Annotated in this window: 17 protein-coding genes and 4 tRNA genes; 6 read left to right on the forward strand and 15 right to left on the reverse strand. The window is 47.0% G+C overall.

Going from position 1 to position 18,765, the window contains the following annotated elements:
- The first annotated feature begins 55 nt into the window (after positions 1 to 55).
- On the forward strand, positions 56 to 1,324 hold the full coding sequence (locus AC6I8U_RS14185) for an HlyC/CorC family transporter (RefSeq protein WP_042475840.1): 1,269 nt from the start codon (positions 56 to 58) through the stop codon (positions 1,322 to 1,324).
- A 63-nt stretch (positions 1,325 to 1,387) separates the two neighbouring features.
- On the opposite strand, the gene metH is transcribed toward AC6I8U_RS14185, so the two are convergent.
- A complete protein-coding gene (metH, locus tag AC6I8U_RS14190) occupies positions 1,388 to 5,041 on the reverse strand; it encodes a methionine synthase (protein WP_498018370.1) in 3,654 nt (1,217 codons plus the stop codon).
- A 343-nt stretch (positions 5,042 to 5,384) separates the two neighbouring features.
- Here metH and AC6I8U_RS14195 point away from each other — a divergent pair, with 343 nt between their 5' ends.
- Entirely contained in the window at positions 5,385 to 6,707 is a 1,323-nt protein-coding gene (locus tag AC6I8U_RS14195) for a cation:proton antiporter (RefSeq protein ID WP_498017212.1), read from the forward strand.
- Between the two features lie 127 nt (positions 6,708 to 6,834).
- On the opposite strand, the gene AC6I8U_RS14200 is transcribed toward AC6I8U_RS14195, so the two are convergent.
- The 7 genes from AC6I8U_RS14200 to mutY all read right to left on the reverse strand — a co-directional run bounded on the left by AC6I8U_RS14200 (position 6,835) and on the right by mutY (position 9,950).
- Positions 6,835 to 6,910, reverse strand: a tRNA-Asn gene (locus AC6I8U_RS14200).
- Positions 6,911 to 6,962: 52 nt separating this feature from the next.
- A tRNA-Phe gene (locus AC6I8U_RS14205) sits at positions 6,963 to 7,038 on the reverse strand.
- 7 nt (positions 7,039 to 7,045) lie between these two features.
- Positions 7,046 to 7,121 (reverse strand) — tRNA-Thr (locus tag AC6I8U_RS14210).
- A gap of 56 nt (positions 7,122 to 7,177) precedes the next feature.
- Positions 7,178 to 7,253, reverse strand: a tRNA-Phe gene (locus AC6I8U_RS14215).
- A 125-nt stretch (positions 7,254 to 7,378) separates the two neighbouring features.
- Positions 7,379 to 8,515 (reverse strand): membrane-bound lytic murein transglycosylase MltC, encoded by a 1,137-nt coding sequence (mltC, locus tag AC6I8U_RS14220; protein WP_042476109.1) that lies wholly within the window; start codon positions 8,513 to 8,515, stop codon positions 7,379 to 7,381.
- 56 nt (positions 8,516 to 8,571) lie between these two features.
- The gene (locus AC6I8U_RS14225; protein WP_042475836.1) at positions 8,572 to 8,844 is read right to left on the reverse strand and encodes an oxidative damage protection protein; all 273 of its coding nucleotides are present in this window, start codon (positions 8,842 to 8,844) and stop codon (positions 8,572 to 8,574) included.
- Between the two features lie 14 nt (positions 8,845 to 8,858).
- Complete coding sequence (mutY, locus tag AC6I8U_RS14230; RefSeq protein WP_498017213.1) at positions 8,859 to 9,950, reverse strand: A/G-specific adenine glycosylase; 1,092 nt, start codon at positions 9,948 to 9,950, stop codon at positions 8,859 to 8,861.
- Positions 9,951 to 10,058: 108 nt separating this feature from the next.
- Between mutY and trmB the strand changes: the two genes are divergently transcribed.
- Positions 10,059 to 10,778: a tRNA (guanosine(46)-N7)-methyltransferase TrmB gene (trmB, locus tag AC6I8U_RS14235; RefSeq protein ID WP_042475833.1), complete on the forward strand. Its 720-nt coding sequence runs from the start codon at positions 10,059 to 10,061 to the stop codon at positions 10,776 to 10,778.
- A 79-nt stretch (positions 10,779 to 10,857) separates the two neighbouring features.
- Positions 10,858 to 11,778 carry a glutaminase B gene (gene glsB / locus AC6I8U_RS14240; protein WP_042475829.1) on the forward strand — a complete coding sequence of 307 codons (921 nt, stop codon included), beginning with the start codon at positions 10,858 to 10,860 and terminating at the stop codon, positions 11,776 to 11,778.
- A gap of 68 nt (positions 11,779 to 11,846) precedes the next feature.
- Here the strand turns inward: glsB and hemW are convergent, their stop codons facing one another.
- The 7 genes from hemW to AC6I8U_RS14275 are packed head-to-tail and all read right to left on the reverse strand — an operon-like array spanning position 11,847 to position 16,537.
- Positions 11,847 to 13,016 carry a radical SAM family heme chaperone HemW gene (hemW, locus tag AC6I8U_RS14245; protein WP_498017214.1) on the reverse strand — a complete coding sequence of 390 codons (1,170 nt, stop codon included), beginning with the start codon at positions 13,014 to 13,016 and terminating at the stop codon, positions 11,847 to 11,849.
- 3 nt (positions 13,017 to 13,019) lie between these two features.
- Positions 13,020 to 13,622 (reverse strand): XTP/dITP diphosphatase, encoded by a 603-nt coding sequence (locus tag AC6I8U_RS14250; protein WP_252013321.1) that lies wholly within the window; start codon positions 13,620 to 13,622, stop codon positions 13,020 to 13,022.
- A 15-nt stretch (positions 13,623 to 13,637) separates the two neighbouring features.
- Complete coding sequence (locus AC6I8U_RS14255; RefSeq protein WP_234494589.1) at positions 13,638 to 14,069, reverse strand: DUF4426 domain-containing protein; 432 nt, start codon at positions 14,067 to 14,069, stop codon at positions 13,638 to 13,640.
- Positions 14,070 to 14,093: 24 nt separating this feature from the next.
- Positions 14,094 to 14,381: a DUF167 family protein YggU gene (gene yggU, locus AC6I8U_RS14260; protein WP_042475818.1), complete on the reverse strand. Its 288-nt coding sequence runs from the start codon at positions 14,379 to 14,381 to the stop codon at positions 14,094 to 14,096.
- A complete protein-coding gene (locus tag AC6I8U_RS14265) occupies positions 14,381 to 14,938 on the reverse strand; it encodes a YggT family protein (protein WP_128650533.1) in 558 nt (185 codons plus the stop codon). Before AC6I8U_RS14265 ends, yggU begins: the two co-directional genes overlap by 1 nt.
- A gap of 31 nt (positions 14,939 to 14,969) precedes the next feature.
- Positions 14,970 to 15,788, reverse strand: a complete 819-nt coding sequence (gene proC / locus AC6I8U_RS14270) for a pyrroline-5-carboxylate reductase (RefSeq protein WP_498017215.1) — start codon at positions 15,786 to 15,788, stop codon at positions 14,970 to 14,972.
- Positions 15,789 to 15,826: 38 nt separating this feature from the next.
- Entirely contained in the window at positions 15,827 to 16,537 is a 711-nt protein-coding gene (locus AC6I8U_RS14275) for a YggS family pyridoxal phosphate-dependent enzyme (RefSeq protein WP_042475812.1), read from the reverse strand.
- Positions 16,538 to 16,562: 25 nt separating this feature from the next.
- On the opposite strand from AC6I8U_RS14275, the gene AC6I8U_RS14280 reads away from it, so the two are divergent.
- On the forward strand, positions 16,563 to 17,603 hold the full coding sequence (locus AC6I8U_RS14280; protein WP_498017216.1) for a type IV pilus twitching motility protein PilT: 1,041 nt from the start codon (positions 16,563 to 16,565) through the stop codon (positions 17,601 to 17,603).
- An 18-nt stretch (positions 17,604 to 17,621) separates the two neighbouring features.
- Positions 17,622 to 18,722, forward strand: coding sequence for a PilT/PilU family type 4a pilus ATPase (locus AC6I8U_RS14285; RefSeq protein ID WP_498018371.1), 1,101 nt, complete (start codon positions 17,622 to 17,624; stop codon positions 18,720 to 18,722).
- Positions 18,723 to 18,765: the final 43 nt, after the last annotated feature.

Genomic DNA, 18,765 nt, shown 5'->3' on the forward strand with positions numbered 1-18,765 from the left:
AAGGTTTAAGTAGTTCATAAATTAACCAGCTATTAACTAAAGGAATTCTAGGGCATTGGACGACATTTCGACCGGTATTTTATTTGCAATCCTTGCAGGTCTAATTGTAATTTCCGGCTATTTCTCGGGCTCAGAGACAGGGATGATGTCTTTGAACCGATACAGACTTAAACACTTATCCAAAACAGGCCATAAAGGCGCAAAGCGTGTTGAGAAACTGCTTAGCCGCCCCGACCGACTCATCGGCCTGATCCTTATCGGTAATAACCTAGTTAATATACTGGCGTCTGCAATCGCTACGGTACTTGGTCTGCGTTTGTTCGGTGACCTCGGTGTCGCGATCGCGACAGGTGCACTGACTATGATTATCTTGGTGTTCGCAGAAGTAACACCAAAAACGCTCGCCGCTCTTTATCCTGAGCGCGTTTCGTTTATGAGTAGTATCGTGCTCACCATCTTGATGAAGCTGCTCTCGCCTCTTGTTATCCTGGTCAACTTCATTACCAACGGTTTTATCCGCCTGCTTGGACTTCGTGTCGACCATAACGATGAAGATCACTTGAGTTCAGAAGAGCTGCGAACAGTGGTAAACGAAGCGGGCTCGCTGATCCCTCGCCGCCACCAAGATATGTTGATTTCGATCCTCGACCTTGAGCACGTGACCGTAAACGACATCATGATTCCACGTAACGAGATCACCGGCATCAATATCAACGATGACTGGAAATCGATTGTTCGTCAGCTAACGCACTCGCCTCATGGCAGAGTGGTGCTGTATCGAGATCAAATCGATGAAGTCGTTGGCATGTTGAGACTACGTGAATCATATCGTCTGATGCTTGAGAAAAACGAGTTCACAAAAGAGACCCTGCTGCGAAGTGCAGACGAAGTTTACTTCATCCCTGAAGGGACACCTCTCAACGTGCAGATGCTTAAGTTCCAACGCAATAAAGAGCGTATCGGTCTTATCGTTGATGAGTATGGTGATATCAATGGGCTCGTGACTCTCGAAGATATTCTGGAAGAGATCGTGGGCGAGTTTACCACCTCAATGGCGCCTACTCTGTCTGACGAAATTACGCCTCAAGGCGATGGCAGTTTCCTTATTGAGGGCAGTGCTAACATTCGAGACATCAATAAAGGACTTAAGTGGACACTCCCAACTGACGGCCCGCGCACCTTAAACGGTTTGATTCTAGAGTACTTAGAGGACATCCCTGAAAGCCACCTAAGCGTGCAGGTCGCTGACCATCCGATGGAAATAGTAGAGCTTGAGGAAAACCGCATTAAGATGGTGAAGGTTTTCCCAAAGACAAAACGCTAATCTGAATTGAATACCCAAGAAAAAACGGCACCTTTCGGTGCCGTTTTGCGTTTTAATCTATGACTAGTTGATGTTAGGACCAAGCCACTTTTCAGCTTCTTCCAAGCTCCAACCTTTTCGGTCCGCGTAGCTATCAACTTGGTCTTGCTGAATCTGAGCAATAGCAAAGTAGCGAGAGTCAGGGTGCGAGAAGTACCAACCCGATACCGACGCGCCCGGCCACATCGCGTAGCTAGTGGTCAGCGACATACCAATCGTCTCTTCGACATTAAGCATCTCCCATAACGAGCCTTTCTCTGTGTGCTCTGGACACGCTGGGTAGCCAGGTGCAGGGCGAATACCCTGGTATTTCTCACGGATAAGGTCGTCGTTCGACAACGCTTCATCCGCAGAGTAGCCCCAGATTTCTCTACGCACTTTCTCGTGCAGGTACTCAGCAAAAGCTTCAGCTAATCGGTCAGCGACCGCTTGGATCATGATGGCATTGTAATCATCACCTTGCGCCTTGTATTCATCGGCAAGTTCACGCTCGCCAATGCCGCCGGTTACCGCGAAGGCACCAATCCAATCTTGCTTACCGCTCTCTTTCGGCGCAATGTAGTCCGATAGACAGTAGTTAAAGCCTTTTGGTTTTTCAGTTTGCTGGCGAAGGTTATGAAGGACAGTGCGAACTTCACTGCGTGTTTCATCGGTATAAACTTCGATGTCGTCACCCACAGACGCTGCAGGGAACAGTGCACACATGCCTGCTGCTTTTAACAACCCTTCTCGTTCCACGCGATCGAGTAGGTCGTTAGCGTCTTTGTACAAACGCTTCGCCTCTTCACCTACTTCTTCGTGCTCTAGAATGGCTGGGTATTTGCCCACCAGCGACCACGTCATAAAGAATGGTGTCCAGTCGATGTAATTACGCAGTGTCGCAACATCGAAATCTTCAAACACGTGCACGCCTGGCTTAGCCGGTTTTGGCGGCGTGTAATTCTGCCAGTCGATATCGACCTTGTTTTCACGCGCTTTTTCCAATGTGACTGGCTTAGTGCGTGGTTTCTTGCGGTTATGCTGATCACGAACACGCTCGTAATCAATATCTAGCTTCTCAACAAACGCAGGCTTTAGTTCGTTAGAAAGTAGCGAAGTACACACACCCACTGCACGTGATGCGTTGTTGACATAAACCACAGGCTCGCTGTAGTTCTGCTCAATCTTAACCGCAGTGTGTGCTTTGGATGTCGTCGCGCCGCCAATCAATAGCGGCAGGTCGAAGCCTTGACGCTCCATCTCTTTGGCGACGTGAACCATCTCATCAAGTGATGGCGTAATAAGGCCTGACAGACCAATGATGTCGACGTTCTCTTCTTTAGCAACTTTAAGGATCTTCTCACAAGGCACCATGACGCCAAGGTCGATGATCTCGTAGTTGTTACACTGCAAAACCACGCCAACGATATTCTTACCGATGTCGTGCACATCACCTTTAACAGTCGCAAGAAGGATCTTACCGTTGCTCGAGCCCGCTTGCTTGGACGCATTGATAAATGGTTCAAGGTGCGCCACGGCCTGCTTCATCACACGCGCCGATTTTACTACCTGAGGAAGGAACATCTTACCTTCACCAAATAGGTCACCGACCACGTTCATACCATCCATTAAAGGACCTTCAATCACCTCGAGAGGTTTTGAGGCATTGACGCGCGCTTCTTCGGTATCCTCGACGATGAACTCGGTGATACCTTTCACAAGCGCATGCTCTAAACGCTTCTCTACTGGCCATGTACGCCACTCTAGTGCACTGGCATCATCTTCTTTACCAACGCCTTTGTTTGCGTATTCAGCGGCAATATCAAGCAGACGCTCGGTTCCATCATCACGACGGTTGAGTACCACATCCTCTACAGCCTCACGCAGCTTGTCTGGAACGTTATCGTAGATCTCAAGCTGACCGGCATTAACGATACCCATGTCCATACCATTCTTAAAACAGTGGTAAAGGAACACAGCATGAATCGCTTCACGAACATAGTTGTTACCACGGAACGAGAAGGAAACATTCGATACACCACCAGAGATCATCGCATGCGGTAGGTCACGTTTAATGTCTGCTACTGCTTCGATAAAGTCGACTGCGTAGTTATTGTGCTCTTCAATACCTGTCGCTACCGCGAAGATATTCGGGTCAAAGATGATGTCTTCTGGTGGGAAGCCAACTTCATCAACAAGAATACGATAGGCATTGGTACAGATTTCTAGCTTACGCTCGCGAGTTTCCGCCTGCCCCACTTCGTCAAACGCCATCACGATAACGGCTGCGCCATAACGGCGGATCAGCTTCGCTTGCTCAACGAACTTCTCTTTACCTTCTTTAAGAGAGATGGAGTTAACAATACCTTTGCCTTGGATACACTTAAGACCCGCTTCGATGACTTCCCACTTTGAGGAATCCACCATGATAGGCACTTTGGAGATCTCAGGCTCAGAGGCACACAGATTTAGGAATCGAACCATACAGGCTTCAGCATCTAGCATGCCTTCATCCATGTTGATATCGATGATCTGCGCGCCATTTTCAACTTGCTGACGAGCCACTTCTAATGCTTCGTCATACAGCTCTTCTTTGATAAGGCGCTTAAAGCGTGCAGAGCCTGTCACGTTGGTACGCTCACCCACGTTAATGAATAGCGATTCTTTCTCAATAGTAAGAGGCTCTAGACCAGATAGCCGACAAGCGACAGGGAGCTCAGGCAGTGGACGAGGAGTCACACCCTCGACAGCCTGTGCCATCTGGCGAATGTGTTCAGGCGTCGTACCACAACAGCCACCCACTAGGTTTAGGAAGCCGCTTCGTGCCCATTCACCGATGTGCTCAGCCATGTCTTCAGGAGAGAGGTCGTATTCACCAAAGGCATTCGGTAGACCGGCATTCGGGTGCGCAGAGACAAAACCTTCGGAGATGCGAGACATCTCTTCAACATATTGTCTTAACTCATCAGGTCCAAGAGCACAGTTGAGACCGAAAGAGATTGGCTTCACGTGGCGCAATGCGTTGTAGAAAGCTTCGGTAGTTTGCCCTGAAAGGGTACGACCAGACGCATCGGTAATGGTGCCTGAGATCATCACTGGAAGCTCGATACCTAGCTCTTCAAACACGGATTCAACCGCGAACGAACAAGCTTTGGCATTCAGCGTATCGAAAATGGTTTCAATAAGGATTAGGTCACTGCCGCCGCGAATCAGTGCACGAGTGGATTCAGAGTAGGCTTCCACCAGCTCATCAAAGCTAACATTACGGTAGCCCGGATCATTTACGTCTGGGGAGATAGAACACGTACGGTTGGTTGGACCAAGAACACCGGCAACATAGCGAGGTCGCTCTGGCGTTTTAGCTGTCCACTCATCGGCAGCAATTCTGGCAAGTCTAGCGGCTTCGTAGTTGATTTCCTCACTCAGTGATTCCATCTCGTAATCTGCCATAGCGATCGTGGTAGCGTTGAAGGTGTTGGTTTCAAGAATGTCCGCACCCGCTTCTAGGTAGGCGCTATGGATCTCTTTAATCAGGTCTGGCTGAGTTAATACTAAAAGGTCATTGTTGCCTTTAAGATCACACTGCCAATCTGCAAAACGCTCGCCGCGATAGTCCTCTTCCTCAAGTTTGTATCCTTGGATCATGGTGCCCATACCACCATCGATCAAAAGAATACGCTGCTTGAGCTGATTTTCTATCTGAGTTTTTTTGCTAAGAGCTTTCTTGCCTTCAACGTACTTACTGCTTCCCACGATACTGCCTCATTCCTTGCTAATGCTGTCATCGTATCACAGATTTTTTAGAAATCTAGACGTCTAAAAAATCTTTACTGATTTGTTATCCCCTCAAATTATCGGACTCTCGGAACAGAAACAAGTTGTTCGTTGTCTACTCACTCGACTGAGTGAATAAAAAACAACAACATCGCGTAACTCGCCCTAATCTATAAGTGCGAAGAATAAATTCACAAATAGTGATTGATATTCACAAGTGAGAAGAACAAAATCCCATTAACATTTATTTACATATCTAGGTGAAGTGATGTCCGTCTATCAGACTTTATGCTTTTTGTCCGCAGCAGCCATGTTAATTGCTCTAATAAATAGCAAGATAGGTAAGATGCAAACCACCATTGCGATTACTGCCGGCGCTATGATGCTATCACTGCTCATCTTAATTGCAGGCCAAAATGATTGGTTTCAGTTAACCGAACTCGCGACCGAAACCGTCGCTGATATCGATTTTGAAGACTTCCTACTCCAAGGGATCCTCGGCTTCCTGCTGTTTGCCGGTGGTTTAGGTATCAAACTGCCCCACCTTAAAGATCAAAAATGGGAAATTACCGTCCTCGCCTTAGGCGCGACGCTATTCTCTACCTTCTTTATCGGGTTTGTGCTGTATGGCTTCTGTTTACTGATTGGCCTTCAATTTGATCTTATCTACTGCTTGCTATTCGGCGCCTTGATCTCTCCTACCGACCCTATCGCCGTTCTTGCGATCGTTAAAAAGTTGGATGCGCCACAACGTGTATCAACGCAAGTAGAAGGAGAATCCCTATTTAACGATGGTTTTGGTCTGGTTATCTTTGTCACCCTGTTTACGATTGCATTCGGCACAGAGGCACCAACGGTAGGCAGTGTAACGGCTCTGTTCTTACAAGAAGCCATTGGCGGGATTGTTTATGGCTTTGTTCTAGGTCTGGTATTCCACTATCTGATTAGCTCGACAGACGATCACTCAATGGAGCTGCTACTAACGATAGGTATACCAACCGCAGGCTATGCGTTTGCAGAGTTCCTACATGTATCTGGACCATTATCTATGGTCGTTTCCGGCATTATGATTGGCAACTGGACACGTTACATTGGCTTTTCAAAACAGTCAGAAGAACACCTCGACCACTTCTGGGAGCTTGTAGACGAATTCTTAAATGGTGTGCTGTTCCTACTCATCGGTATGTCGATGCTTCTATTCCAATTCCATCAAGAAGACTGGATCATGATGGCCGTTTCAGTACCGCTTGTACTTTGTGCGCGTTATTTGAGTGTAGCGCTGGCCTACCTGGGCTTTAAGCGCTATCGCCGCTATAACCCTTGGTCAGTGCGTATTTTAACGTGGGGTGGCTTACGCGGCGGTCTTGCGCTGGCAATGGCACTCTCTATCCCGTCCGGTATCTGGGTGATTGAGGATAAGCTCATCGATGTTAAAGAGATCATCATGGTCATGACCTACTCGGTTGTGGTGTTCTCCATCTTGATTCAAGGTTCAACCATTACCCCTATGATTGAGAAGGCTAAGTTAGCTGAGAAAGAGATGGAAAAAGAAACGCAGCATGAAAGCGAGATAAAAGCTCAGCAGGATTAGCAGCAAGTTGAATCTAAATAGCCTCGCAGAATTTGCGGGGCTTTTTTATGACTTTACAGAATGGACTAAAAATTTGGGAATTTAAAATGCAAAAAGGCCGTATCTTTCGATACGGCCTTTTTTAAAGTGGCTCCCCCTGCGGGACTCGAACCTGCGACATACGGATTAACAGTCCGCCGTTCTACCAACTGAACTAAGGGGGAATTATTTGTGTAAGCTAGGTCGTAAGACCATTATCAGCTTTACACTAAATAATGGTGCCTCGAGGCGGAGTCGAACCACCGACACGCGGATTTTCAATCCGCTGCTCTACCAACTGAGCTATCGAGGCAAATAAATGGTGCCGACTACCGGAATCGAACTGGTGACCTACTGATTACAAGTCAGTTGCTCTACCTACTGAGCTAAGTCGGCGACACTTTATTTGTTATTGCTCGTGTTTCTGTTAACAACACCAACAATCTAAATTGTGGTGCCCGGAGGCGGAATCGAACCACCGACACGAGGATTTTCAATCCTCTGCTCTACCGACTGAGCTATCCGGGCAACGGGGCGCTATTAAACGGATTTTCGGTCCTCCCGTCAACGCTTTTTTGAAAAAAACTTTAAAAAAGCGTTCAAGCGCTGCATTTTTCAGCGGATCGTATTTGTTTTAGGCAAATTTGGCAAAATTAGCCTTTTCCAGCATTAAAATCTTTTTTGAATTTAGTCACTTTCTCTAGATAACGACGAGCTTCAGCATTTGGGTGCTTTTTAGTCAGTGCCCAATAAACCTGATTAGGCTGGAGTGAATTGAGATCATTCATCGCCCGTTTTCGGTCTGTACGATGGAATGTATTCAATACGCCACCTGTGCCACCGTTGTACGCCGATATCATGCTGTATTCAAGCGACAGTGGGTGGCGCACATCTCGAAGGTAACGGTTTTTTAGAATGTAGAAGTAGGCCGTGCCGGTATCGATATTCTGCTCTGGATTAAACAAGTACTCAGGGGTTGGCTCACCCGGCTTGTTCTTCACGAGCTTAAACACATCTCGCCCAGCTGTTTTCGGCACCACCTGCATCAAGCCATAGGCATTCGCCCAGCTCACAGCATACGGGTTAAAACTACTCTCGGTTTTGATAATGGCGTAAATCAGATCTTCTGGAATATCGTAACGCTTTGATGCGCGGCGAACGATATCTGAATATTGGTAACTTCGCTGCTGAAAGTGGTCAGCAACCATAGGGATCTCGACGTAATATGCCTTCTTGTAATCAACATTCTTAGTCTTGAGCTTGTTCGCGATCAGATAGTCAGCAAAGCGATTGGCACGCCAAGTCCATTGAATCGGCTTCTTTTCCTGGTCTACAACCTGATTGTACAAAAATGGCTGACCTTCGAGCGTAATTCCTTTTGATGAGAACAAATCAACACTCGATGGATCATCTGGTGTAAGCAGCGTCGTCACGATCGCTGTTTTGAGGTGCTTTTCAGGCTCTGTCGGTGATACGGTCTCTATGGTAATCAAACCCTTGCTGAAGTTAACCTCAGCACGGCTCAAATAGTTATCTATGTATTTAACGTAGTTACTCTTGCCTGCAACCTTAATCTCGCGGCTACCCCAACGCTTCTCGATGTTGCCGTTAAAGCTGCTGATAAGCGCATCCAGTGCAGCAACATCTTTAACGTACTGGCCTGGCAGTTGAGCCAAATTCTTAGCAAAGCGGTTAGTTGGTTCGTAGTTCACATCATAGATCTTTTCGATGAACTCACGGCTACAACCGAGCAATAACAGCGGCGTTAAAAAATAGATTAACTTCTTCATAGGTACCATTTAAAAACACCACCCGTGAGGTGGTGCTTGATTCATTCCTTGGTCAATTACTCAGATGGTGGCGTGTAGCCGTCGATAATGACGTCTTTTCCTTCAAACAAGAAGTTAACCATCTCAGCTTCAAGCAGCTTACGATGTTCAGGATCCATCATATTCAGCTTCTTTTCATTGATCAGCATCGTCTGCTTAGATTGCCACTCCGCCCACGCTTCTTTAGAAATATTATCGAAGATACGCTTACCCAGTTCACCTGGGTACAGTTGAAAGTCTAGGCCTTCAGCATCTTTCTGTAGACGAGCACAAAAAACCATACGGCTCATAATGTTATCCTCAATTAATGTCGTTGTAAGGTGTCAATCAACTGCTTCACTGGTGCAGCCAGTCCCACCTTTTCTGGTTGGGTAATGTTATACCAAAGACCTTTAGACTCTTCCATCATCATTGTCGGAAGCTGGTTCAGCGTCACGACGATTGGGGTGATATCCAAGTGATAATGACTAAAGGTATGTCTAAACGCTATCTCAACGTCTTTTGAGGCTACCATGGCTTCACGAATGCCTAACCCCTCGAGTACTGGCTCAATATCCGCTGTTGGGCTTTCAGGAAAACAAAACAGCCCTCCCCAAATCCCCGTCTGCGGGCGCTGAGCAAGCCACAGCTCTTGGTTGTGCTTAACAATCACAAACCAGGTCTCTTTCTCTGGCTTTTGTTTCTTAGGCTTTTTGCCTGGATAGTCGAGGGGATTTCCTTGCCTGTTCGCCGTACACAATGACTCAATAGGACACAGTGTGCACTTAGGTTTGCTCCGCGTGCAGACCATCGCCCCCATATCCATCATGGCCTGATTATACTTATCAGTATCAACTTTAGGCGTATGCTGCTCAGCAATCTCCCACAACTGGTCCTCTACTTTTTTCTGCCCAGGCCAGCCTTCCACTGCAAAACTGCGAGCCAAGGTGCGCTTGACGTTCCCATCAAGAATCGCATGTGGCAATTTATGAACCGAGGACAGCACTGCAGCGGCGGTTGAGCGGCCAACACCCGGCAATGCATTCATCTCTTCTAAGGTTAATGGAAATTCACCCCCATATTGTTCTACGACCACTTTGGCGGCTTTATGAAGGTTGCGTGCTCTTGCGTAGTAGCCAAGGCCAGTCCAAAGGTGCAATACCTCATCTTGTGGCGCGTTCGCTAAGGATTCAACTGTTGGGAAATGTTCTAGAAAGCGCTCGTAGTACGGTATTACGGTCGCGACTTGGGTTTGCTGAAGCATGATCTCAGACAGCCACACCTTATAAGCGGTTTTGTCTTGCTGCCATGGCAACTGTTTACGACCAAATTTGTCGTACCAGTCTAATATTGAGCGTGCAAAAGGCGTCACAATGTTTCTCTTCTCTCTTATAATTTGCCGGAAATTGCACCACACTTAGTAACAGAAGTAAAACCGCGTGAATTTCTGATCCAATAATGCTTGCTTGATGGCAAATTCTTTGGATAATTCCCGCTCTGATTATTGAATGAACAGGCTAAACCAATGAGTGAAGTGACTACTAACGAATACACTGAAGATGGCAAACTGATTCGCAAAGTTCGCAGTTTTGTTCGTCGCGAAGGACGTCTAACAAAAGGCCAAGAGGCGGCGATGGAAGCGTGCTGGCCAACGATGGGTATTGATTATCAAGAGTCACTACTCGACTGGGAACAGGTGTTTGGCAACAACAACCCTGTTGTTCTAGAGATCGGTTTCGGTATGGGCGCTTCACTGGTTGAAATGGCAAAGAACGCACCAGAAAAGAACTTCATTGGTATTGAAGTACACAGCCCAGGCGTTGGCGCTTGTCTTTCATCTGCGCGCGATGCAGGTGTCACTAACCTACGTGTAATGTGTCACGATGCGGTTGAAGTGTTTGCCAACATGATCCCTGAAGGCAGCCTAAGCACGCTGCAACTGTTCTTCCCAGACCCATGGCACAAAAAGCGTCACCACAAGCGCCGTATTGTTCAGCTAGATTTTGCAGAAATGGTAAGAACTAAACTTATCCCTGAGTCTGGTATTTTCCACATGGCAACAGACTGGGAGAACTACGCTGAACACATGGTAGAGGTGATGAACGAAGCACCTGGCTTTGAAAACATTGCTACCGATGGCGATTTCGTACCGCGCCCAGAAGAGCGTCCACTGACTAAGTTCGAAGCTCGTGGTCACCGTCTAGGTCACGGTGTTTGGGATATCAAATACCGTCGCACTGCGTAAGCACACTGCGAAACTTTATTAATGAAAAGCCAACCTACCGTTGGCTTTTTTTAGCGCTAATGTTGGGAGAACAATAACCATGAAACCAACAAAACAGATCCTTTCTACCATTTTAAGCGAAGTAAAACCGCTGATTGGACAAGGCAAAGTCGCGGACTATATTCCTGCTCTTGCCAATGTGCCAAGCAACAAATTAGGTATCGCGGTCTACACCAACGAAGGTGAGGTCATCACCGCTGGCGATGCTGAAGAGAGCTTCTCTATTCAATCGATCTCGAAAGCCCTGAGCCTTACGCTTGCTATGATGCTGTATAAGCCAGAAGAAATCTGGCAACGCGTTGGCAAAGAGCCATCAGGTCAAGCTTTTAACTCGCTAATCCAGCTTGAAATGGAACAAGGTATTCCTCGTAATCCATTCATCAATGCTGGCGCTATTGTGGTGGCTGATTTGCTGCAGAGCCGCCTGTCAGCCCCCAGACAGCGCTTATTGGAGTTTGTGCGCGTGTTATCTGGCGATAGCCATATTGTCTATGACAAGATTGTTGCAGCCTCTGAGATGATGCACAGCGACAGAAATGCCGCTATCGCTTATCTGATGCGCTCTTTTGGTAACTTCAATAATGATGTTATCCCAGTACTCAACAACTACTTCCATGCCTGCGCGCTTAAAATGAGCTGTGTCGATCTCGCTAAGACTTTTAGTTACCTTGCCAACCAAGGACAGTCGGTCAATACCAAAAAGCAGATCATCACACCGACTCAAACCAAGCAGCTCAATGCCCTTCTTGCAACCTGTGGACTGTATGATGGTGCGGGCGAGTTCGCTTACCGAGTAGGCATGCCAGGCAAATCTGGCGTTGGTGGCGGGATCATCGCTATCGTCCCAGGTGAAATGACGATTGCCGTATGGTCACCAGAACTCGACAAGTCGGGCAACTCACTTGCCGGCACTCGTGCTTTAGAGATGCTATCGGAACGAATTGGTCGCTCGATTTTCTAAGTATTGAAATGAAAGAAGCTGGTATCCACCAGCTTCTTATTTTACCTACAGTAATGCGAACTTATCGACTACTCGAGTTCAAATTGCTCCAGCACATCATTTAGAAATAGCTTTCCTTTATCCGTCACAATCCAGCTGTGCTCCAAATCATCGATGTAGCCATTTTCGATGCAATAGTTCATTGGGGTTCGTATCGCATCTAACGGCAAACCTGTGCGTTCTGTGAACTCAGATTTTGGACACGCTTCGAGTAGACGTAGTCGGTTGATAAAGAACTCAAACGGTCTTTCATCAGCTTCGACATGAGTTTCAGAATCCAAATACGGTTTCAGCATATTCAGATACCCTCGCGGATGCTTCACCTTGGTGGTGCGAACAATTCGCCCATCTTCAAAGCTCAGCTTACCGTGAGCACCACAACCAATACCAAGGTAGTCACCGAATCGCCAGTAGTTAAGGTTATGCTGACACTGGTAATCAGGCTTACTGTAGCCCGACACCTCATATTGCTGATAACCCGCTTCCTCGAGCATCTTATGTCCCTGCTCGTAGATATCCCAAAGATCATCATCATCAGGCAAGGTTGGCGGCTTTGAGTAGAACAGCGTATTTGGCTCGATAGTCAACTGATACCAAGACAAATGTGGTGGCGCTAGGTCAATGGCTTGCTGCAAGTCGCCCAGTGCATCACTGACAGACTGCTCAGGAAGTCCGTGCATCAAATCTAGGTTAAAGCTGTTTAAGCCAATGGTGTGCGCTAGCTTTGCAGCATTGATTGCTTCACTTTCACCGTGAATACGACCGAGTCGCTCAAGCTTTTGCTGCTGAAAACTCTGCACTCCGATTGAAATACGAGTTACCCCGCCAGTTTGATAACGCTTAAACCTCGCAGCCTCGATTGTCCCTGGGTTCGCTTCCATGGTGATTTCGATATCATCACGAAATGGAATGCGCTGCCTTACTCCATCTAGCAGTTCCTGAATCAACTCAGGAGCAATGAGGCTTGGCGTTCCACCACCAATAAAGATCGAGTGCAGTGAACGCTCATCATCAACCAGTTCATAGCGGGCAATATCAGCGTCCAAGTCTTCTAAAAGCGCAGTAATGTATGCCTGCTGTGGTATCTCACCCTTTTGCGCATGAGAGTTAAAATCACAGTAAGGGCACTTCTGCACACACCATGGTATATGAATGTAGAGACTAAGCGGTGGCGGCGTTATCGCAGAGAGAGTGGACATGAGTTATAGACCTTGCGCCTTGATAGTAGCGAATAACTCCTTCAACGCCTTACCACGGTGAGACAGCTGCTTTTTGCGCACTGGTTCAAGCTCTGCAGATGCACAGTTTTCTTCAGGGACAAAAAAGATTGGATCATAACCAAAGCCATTCTCACCACTTGCCTCAGTTAAGATGCGCCCTTCCCACTTTCCATGACAAACAATCGGAGTAGGATCGGCGGCGTGTCGCATCAATACCAACACACAATGGAAACGTGCTGTTCTTTGCTCTTCAGGGACACCTTGCATCTCGCTCAGTACTTTCTCTAGGTTGAGCTTATCTGTCGCCCCTTCACCATAGTAACGAGCAGAGTAAATACCAGGCGCACCTTTCAGGTAATCAATCTCTAGACCAGAATCGTCGGCAATGGCTGCAAGACCCGTTTCCTGAGCAGCATGGCGCGCCTTAATAATGGCGTTTTCGATAAACGTAGTACCCGTTTCTTCAACGTCAGAAACCTGATACTCACTTTGAGCGTGAACCTCAAAACCAAAATCAGACAGCAAGTCAGCCATCTCTTTTACTTTGCCTTGGTTTCCTGTCGCTAGGACGATTTTTTTGTTCATGGGGATGTCTCGAGATTATTGTTCAACATAGAGTTTCTGGCTAAAGGAAATAGGACCACGCCCTTTGTTTCCTGCGTCAATATCAATCGTGAACTTGTAGGTATCTTCGTTTACGATAGGAAATTGAGCGAGGTAGTATATCGCATCTCCCTCTTTAATTTCCTTAAACTCGAGCGTTCTCGTTTGACCGATGAGGTTTTTTGCAGAACCTTCAATCCCAACCGCCATTGCAGGTTTGCCAGCACTTGCTCTATCTAACACACTCACATTCACCGTAGCGGTAAATTCATTTCGCTTGAGACCATAGCTGCGAGCAATTTGCGGCGTCATGAAGGTTGAGTTAAACACCACATAGTGCACCTCGGCATCCTTGATGGTTTTAAACTGTCCAGCTTGTGCTAGACCACTCGCGAGTATTGCAAAGATGAATAACAACGATTTTTTCATCCTATCTCTCCTTGTAAAAAGCCCTCATAAGAGGGCTTGGAATTCGTTCGGGATCTGAGTTGGCGCGACAATCCGCAATTGCTTATGCCGTCCCAATTCCCCCTTCTCTATCACTACCTGACCTTTAGCTACTTTAAACTGCTTCGCCAAGTATTTGCTCAGGTGGGCATTCGCCTTGCCATCGACAGGAGGAGCTGTAATTGCAACTTTAAACTCATCGCCATGCTCCCCCACCAATTTGTCTCGGCTTGCTTTAGGCTGTACGTAGATACGCAGGATAAGATCGTCACCGACCCTAACAACCGCTGGCATTATAGTCGGTACCAGATTGGGCCAATCAAATCACCCATCAGGAAGTTAGCAAACTGCAGCAAGATAAACAGTACTAACACACTGAGGTCAAATCCGCCCATCGCAGGAATAATGCGGCGAATTGGTGCCAACATAGGCTCAGTTAGTTGATGAAACACATACTCGATTGGGCTACGACCTTGGCTAACCCAGCTCAGGATAGCGCGGATCAAAAGCACCCAGAACAATAGACCGCCAGCAGCTTTTAGTAACGACAAGCCACCCCAAATAAAGAAGCCTGCATCTAGGCTAATGTTGCCACCCGACGAAACCAGAACCAACGCGACAAACTTACCCACGCTGAGTAGATAAGCAAATAGAACCGTTGCCATATCGATACTGCCGATCGATGGAATAACACGACGCAGCGGCGCTACCACTGGCTGGGTCGCTTTGACGATAAATTGAGAGAATGGGTTGTAAAAATCAGCGCGAGCGGCTTGCAGCCAGATACGCAAAATAACGACCATGATATAGAGATCAAACAAGGTCGAGACTAAAAAACTCATTGAATTCATATAAAGCCCTTACGAATTATCATTATTGGGATTAGAACAGTTTTTCCATTTCTTCTGCACGCGTTACTGCCGCTTGCATCGCTTTGGCTACAATGCCACGAATATCACTTTCTTCAAAGGTGCGCACGGCTTCTGCTGTGGTTCCACCTTTAGAGGTAACCTGCTGACGAAGCGTCGCAAGATCCGTTTCAGGGTTCTCAACAACCATAGTGGCGGCACCCAACGCCGTTTGCTGAACCAGCATACGAGCCGTCTCGGAATCAAAACCACTCTCTATCGCCTGCTGTTGAATCGCTTCCATAAACAAAAAGAAGTAGGCTGGCGCACTGCCTGCTGCTGCTATCACATCGTTAATACCGGATTCTTGCTCGACCCAGCATACCTCGCCAACAGCTTGCATTAAATCACCCGCAAACTGCTTATCGGTTTTTGGTGTTACTGAAGAAGCAAAAAGACCACTCATACCCTTACCAACCAGCGATGGCGTGTTTGGCATCACTCGAATCAGATTTAGCTCGCAGCCAAACATCTGCTGCATCCTTGCTACGTTGATGCCCGCAGCAATAGAGATCACTAACTTACCACTAAAATCGATGCCTTGAAGCGGTTTTGCGACCTCTTCCATCAACTGAGGCTTCACTGCCATAACGATAACGTCAGCCTGCTCCGCAGCGGCAACATTATCTGTGGTTACCTGCACACCAAAGTCTTGCTGCATTGCAATGAGCTTTGCTTCGCTGCGATTGGTCGCAGTAATAGAATTAGGCTCGTAGCCACTTGCGACGAGTCCAGCCACAATTGAGCGCGTCATATTACCCGCGCCAATAAACGCGACTTTTCTTTGTTCCATGAATCTGTTCCTAAATGAAAGCTTGTGAGCGGCGCTAACTAAGCTTTGTTACTGTAATCTCTTGCGCCAAATATAGCGGTACCAATACGAACTATGGTACTTCCCGCTTCAATCGCAGCTTCCATGTCGCCACTCATGCCCATCGACAGAGTATCAACACTTGGGTATTTCTGTGCCAATTTCGCTTTAACTTCAGCAAGTCCCTTAAACGCAGCTAACTGTGACTCGTAGTCGCTAACATTTTCCGGAATTGACATCACTCCTCTTAACGTGAGGTTTGGCAGCTCAGATATCAACTGCGCAAGTTCAAAGACTTGCTCATCATTGACTCCAGACTTACTGGTTTCACCACTTGTGTTCACCTGAATAAGCACTTGTATCGGCGACATATTTTCCGGTCTTTGATCACTTAAGCGCTGAGCAATTTTAGCTCTATCAATGGTATGAACCCAGTCAAAATGCTCCGCAACAGGGCGGGTTTTATTGGATTGAATCGGACCGATAAAGTGCCATTCGATATCGAGATCAGAGTGTTGTTCTCTGAACAGCGCTACCTTAGACACACCTTCTTGCACATAGTTTTCACCAAACATACGCTGCCCAGATTGGCACGCTTCTAAGATGGCTTCCACAGGCTTGGTTTTGCTTACCGCGAGCAATTGCACCTCACCTTGCACTCTCCCGCATTTTTGCTCCGTAGCCGCAATTTGCGAGTTGATAATTTGTATATTGTTCTGAATGCTAGTCATAGATATAAAGTCAAAAGGAAAATGAATGGATATCACCGAGTTACTAGACTTCAGTGTAAAGCATAATGCATCAGATCTACACCTTTCTGCTGGGGTTTCCCCTATGGTTAGAATTGATGGTGAAGTCAGAAAACTGGAGATACCATCACTCGAACATTCTGATGTGCACCGGCTCATCTTTGACATCATGAATGACAAGCAGCGCAGTGAATATGATGAACATCTAGAAATCGACTTCTCCTTTGAACTCCCGAATATTGGTCGCTTTCGCGTTAATGCATTCAATCAATCTCGCGGTTGTGCTGCCGTGTTTCGAAATATACCCACATCCCCTCCAACACTCGAAGAGATTGACGCCCCAAGAAAGTTTGCTGAATTAGCGAACCTCGAAAATGGATTAGTGCTTGTAACAGGTCCTACGGGCTCAGGAAAATCCACCACGCTTGCAGCAATGGTAAATCACATCAACGAGTTTCAAAACAAGCACATCCTTACTATTGAAGACCCCATTGAATTTGTGCATCGCAATAAGAAATGCCTAGTCAATCAACGAGAAGTACACCGAGATACCCATAGCTTTAAAGCAGCCCTCAGATCGGCGCTTAGAGAAGATCCTGACATCATCCTAGTAGGTGAATTGAGAGACCATGAAACCATCAGTCTCGCCCTGACCGCGGCCGAGACAGGGCACTTAGTGTTCGGCACGATGCACACGAATTCCGCTGCAAAGTCTATTGACCGAATCATTGACGTTTTCCCGGCACAGGAGAAAGGTATGGTCCGCTCTATGCTGTCTGAATCATTGAGAGCCGTGATTGCCCAAACACTGCTAAAGCGCCTCGGTGGTGGCCGAGTGGCATGTCACGAGATTATGATGGGAACCCCTGCGATCAGGAATCTAATACGTGAAGACAAGGTAGCTCAAATGTTTTCGATCATTCAAACAGGCGCAGCGCACGGCATGCAAACGATGGAGCAGAATGCTCAGCAACTCTTATCACAAGGGTTAGTCGATGTTGAGGAGATAAATAAAAGAGTCTTCATACAACAACCGATGCCTATGTAGGTCATGTCTATGGATACGATGGATAATATTTTGAAACAGATGCTAGAGTGTAGGGCGTCTGATCTCTATTTAACCGCGGATGCCCCTGTCTTATTCCGAGTGGATGGCGATCTAAAACCGCAAGGTTCACCCCTGCATCACCACGATATTCACGCACTACTACAAGAGGTAATGGATAGCCCGAGTTATCAAGATTACCAAGCAAGTAAAGAAGCAAATTTTGCCATTGTTAAGACTTATGGGCGCTTCCGTGTGAGTGCGTTCTTTCAAAGAGAGCTGCCAGGTGCGGTCATAAGACGTATCGAAACTCACATTCCCAGTTTTGAAGAACTCGCACTTCCTGATGTAGTACAAGATCTTGCTATCGCTAAGCGTGGACTAGTGCTGATCGTTGGAGGAACTGGCTCTGGTAAGTCTACAACCATGGCGGCAATGACAGGTTACAGGAACCGCCACCGCAGTGGACATATTCTGACGGTGGAGGACCCTATCGAGTTCGTCCACCAACATCAAAAGTGTATTGTTACTCAGAGGGAAGTAGGACTAGACACTGAAAGCTACGATATCGCACTCAAAAACTCTCTTCGACAAGCACCAGATATGATCGTCATTGGCGAGATTCGTAACCGTTCAACCATGGAGTACGCAATGGCTTTTGCCGAAACGGGTCACCTATGTATGGCAACACTACATGCGAACAACGCTAATCAAGCCTTAGAGAGGATACTTCACTTAGTGCCAAAAGAGCGTAAGGAGCAGTTCCTGTTTGATCTCTCAGCGAACCTCAGAGGTATTGTCGCTCAGCAGCTTATTAGAGATAAACATGCACAAGGTAGGCATGGGGTTTTTGAGGTTATGCTGAGCAGTCCAAGAATCTCAGACCTTATCCGCAAAGGCGCGCTGCACGAGCTCAAAGCAGCAATGACGAAAAGTAATGATGTTGGAATGCAAACATTTGATCAGGCGCTATATCAATTGGTTAGGGCAGGAAAGATCAATCAAGAAGACGCTTTGCACAGTGCAGACTCTCAAAATGATCTCAGGCTAATGCTAAAGATTCAAGAAAGTGAATCTCAAGAGAAAAATCCGCTTAGGGGGATTAAGATTGATATGAGTTAGTGTCAGCGTTGCGATTTCAAATGCAAAAAAGCCGCATCTTTCG

This window comes from Vibrio sp. KUL80 (genome assembly GCF_059725495.1).

Bases quoted from the DNA above. Each gene is read 5' to 3' on its own strand.
- AC6I8U_RS14280 (WP_498017216.1), top strand. From the start codon at position 16,563: ATGGATATCACCGAGTTACTAGACTTCAGTGTAAAGCATAATGCATCA.
- AC6I8U_RS14195 (WP_498017212.1), top strand. From the start codon at position 5,385: ATGTCCGTCTATCAGACTTTATGCTTTTTGTCCGCAGCAGCCATGTTA.
- hemW (WP_498017214.1), bottom strand. From the start codon at position 13,016: ATGTCCACTCTCTCTGCGATAACGCCGCCACCGCTTAGTCTCTACATT.
- proC (WP_498017215.1), bottom strand. From the start codon at position 15,788: ATGGAACAAAGAAAAGTCGCGTTTATTGGCGCGGGTAATATGACGCGC.
- yggU (WP_042475818.1), bottom strand. From the start codon at position 14,381: ATGCCAGCGGTTGTTAGGGTCGGTGACGATCTTATCCTGCGTATCTAC.
- AC6I8U_RS14225 (WP_042475836.1), bottom strand. From the start codon at position 8,844: ATGAGCCGTATGGTTTTTTGTGCTCGTCTACAGAAAGATGCTGAAGGC.
- AC6I8U_RS14285 (WP_498018371.1), top strand. From the start codon at position 17,622: ATGGATAATATTTTGAAACAGATGCTAGAGTGTAGGGCGTCTGATCTC.
- mltC (WP_042476109.1), bottom strand. From the start codon at position 8,515: ATGAAGAAGTTAATCTATTTTTTAACGCCGCTGTTATTGCTCGGTTGT.
- trmB (WP_042475833.1), top strand. From the start codon at position 10,059: ATGAGTGAAGTGACTACTAACGAATACACTGAAGATGGCAAACTGATT.
- AC6I8U_RS14250 (WP_252013321.1), bottom strand. From the start codon at position 13,622: ATGAACAAAAAAATCGTCCTAGCGACAGGAAACCAAGGCAAAGTAAAA.
- AC6I8U_RS14275 (WP_042475812.1), bottom strand. From the start codon at position 16,537: ATGACTAGCATTCAGAACAATATACAAATTATCAACTCGCAAATTGCG.
- glsB (WP_042475829.1), top strand. From the start codon at position 10,858: ATGAAACCAACAAAACAGATCCTTTCTACCATTTTAAGCGAAGTAAAA.
- AC6I8U_RS14255 (WP_234494589.1), bottom strand. From the start codon at position 14,069: ATGAAAAAATCGTTGTTATTCATCTTTGCAATACTCGCGAGTGGTCTA.
- AC6I8U_RS14265 (WP_128650533.1), bottom strand. From the start codon at position 14,938: ATGAATTCAATGAGTTTTTTAGTCTCGACCTTGTTTGATCTCTATATC.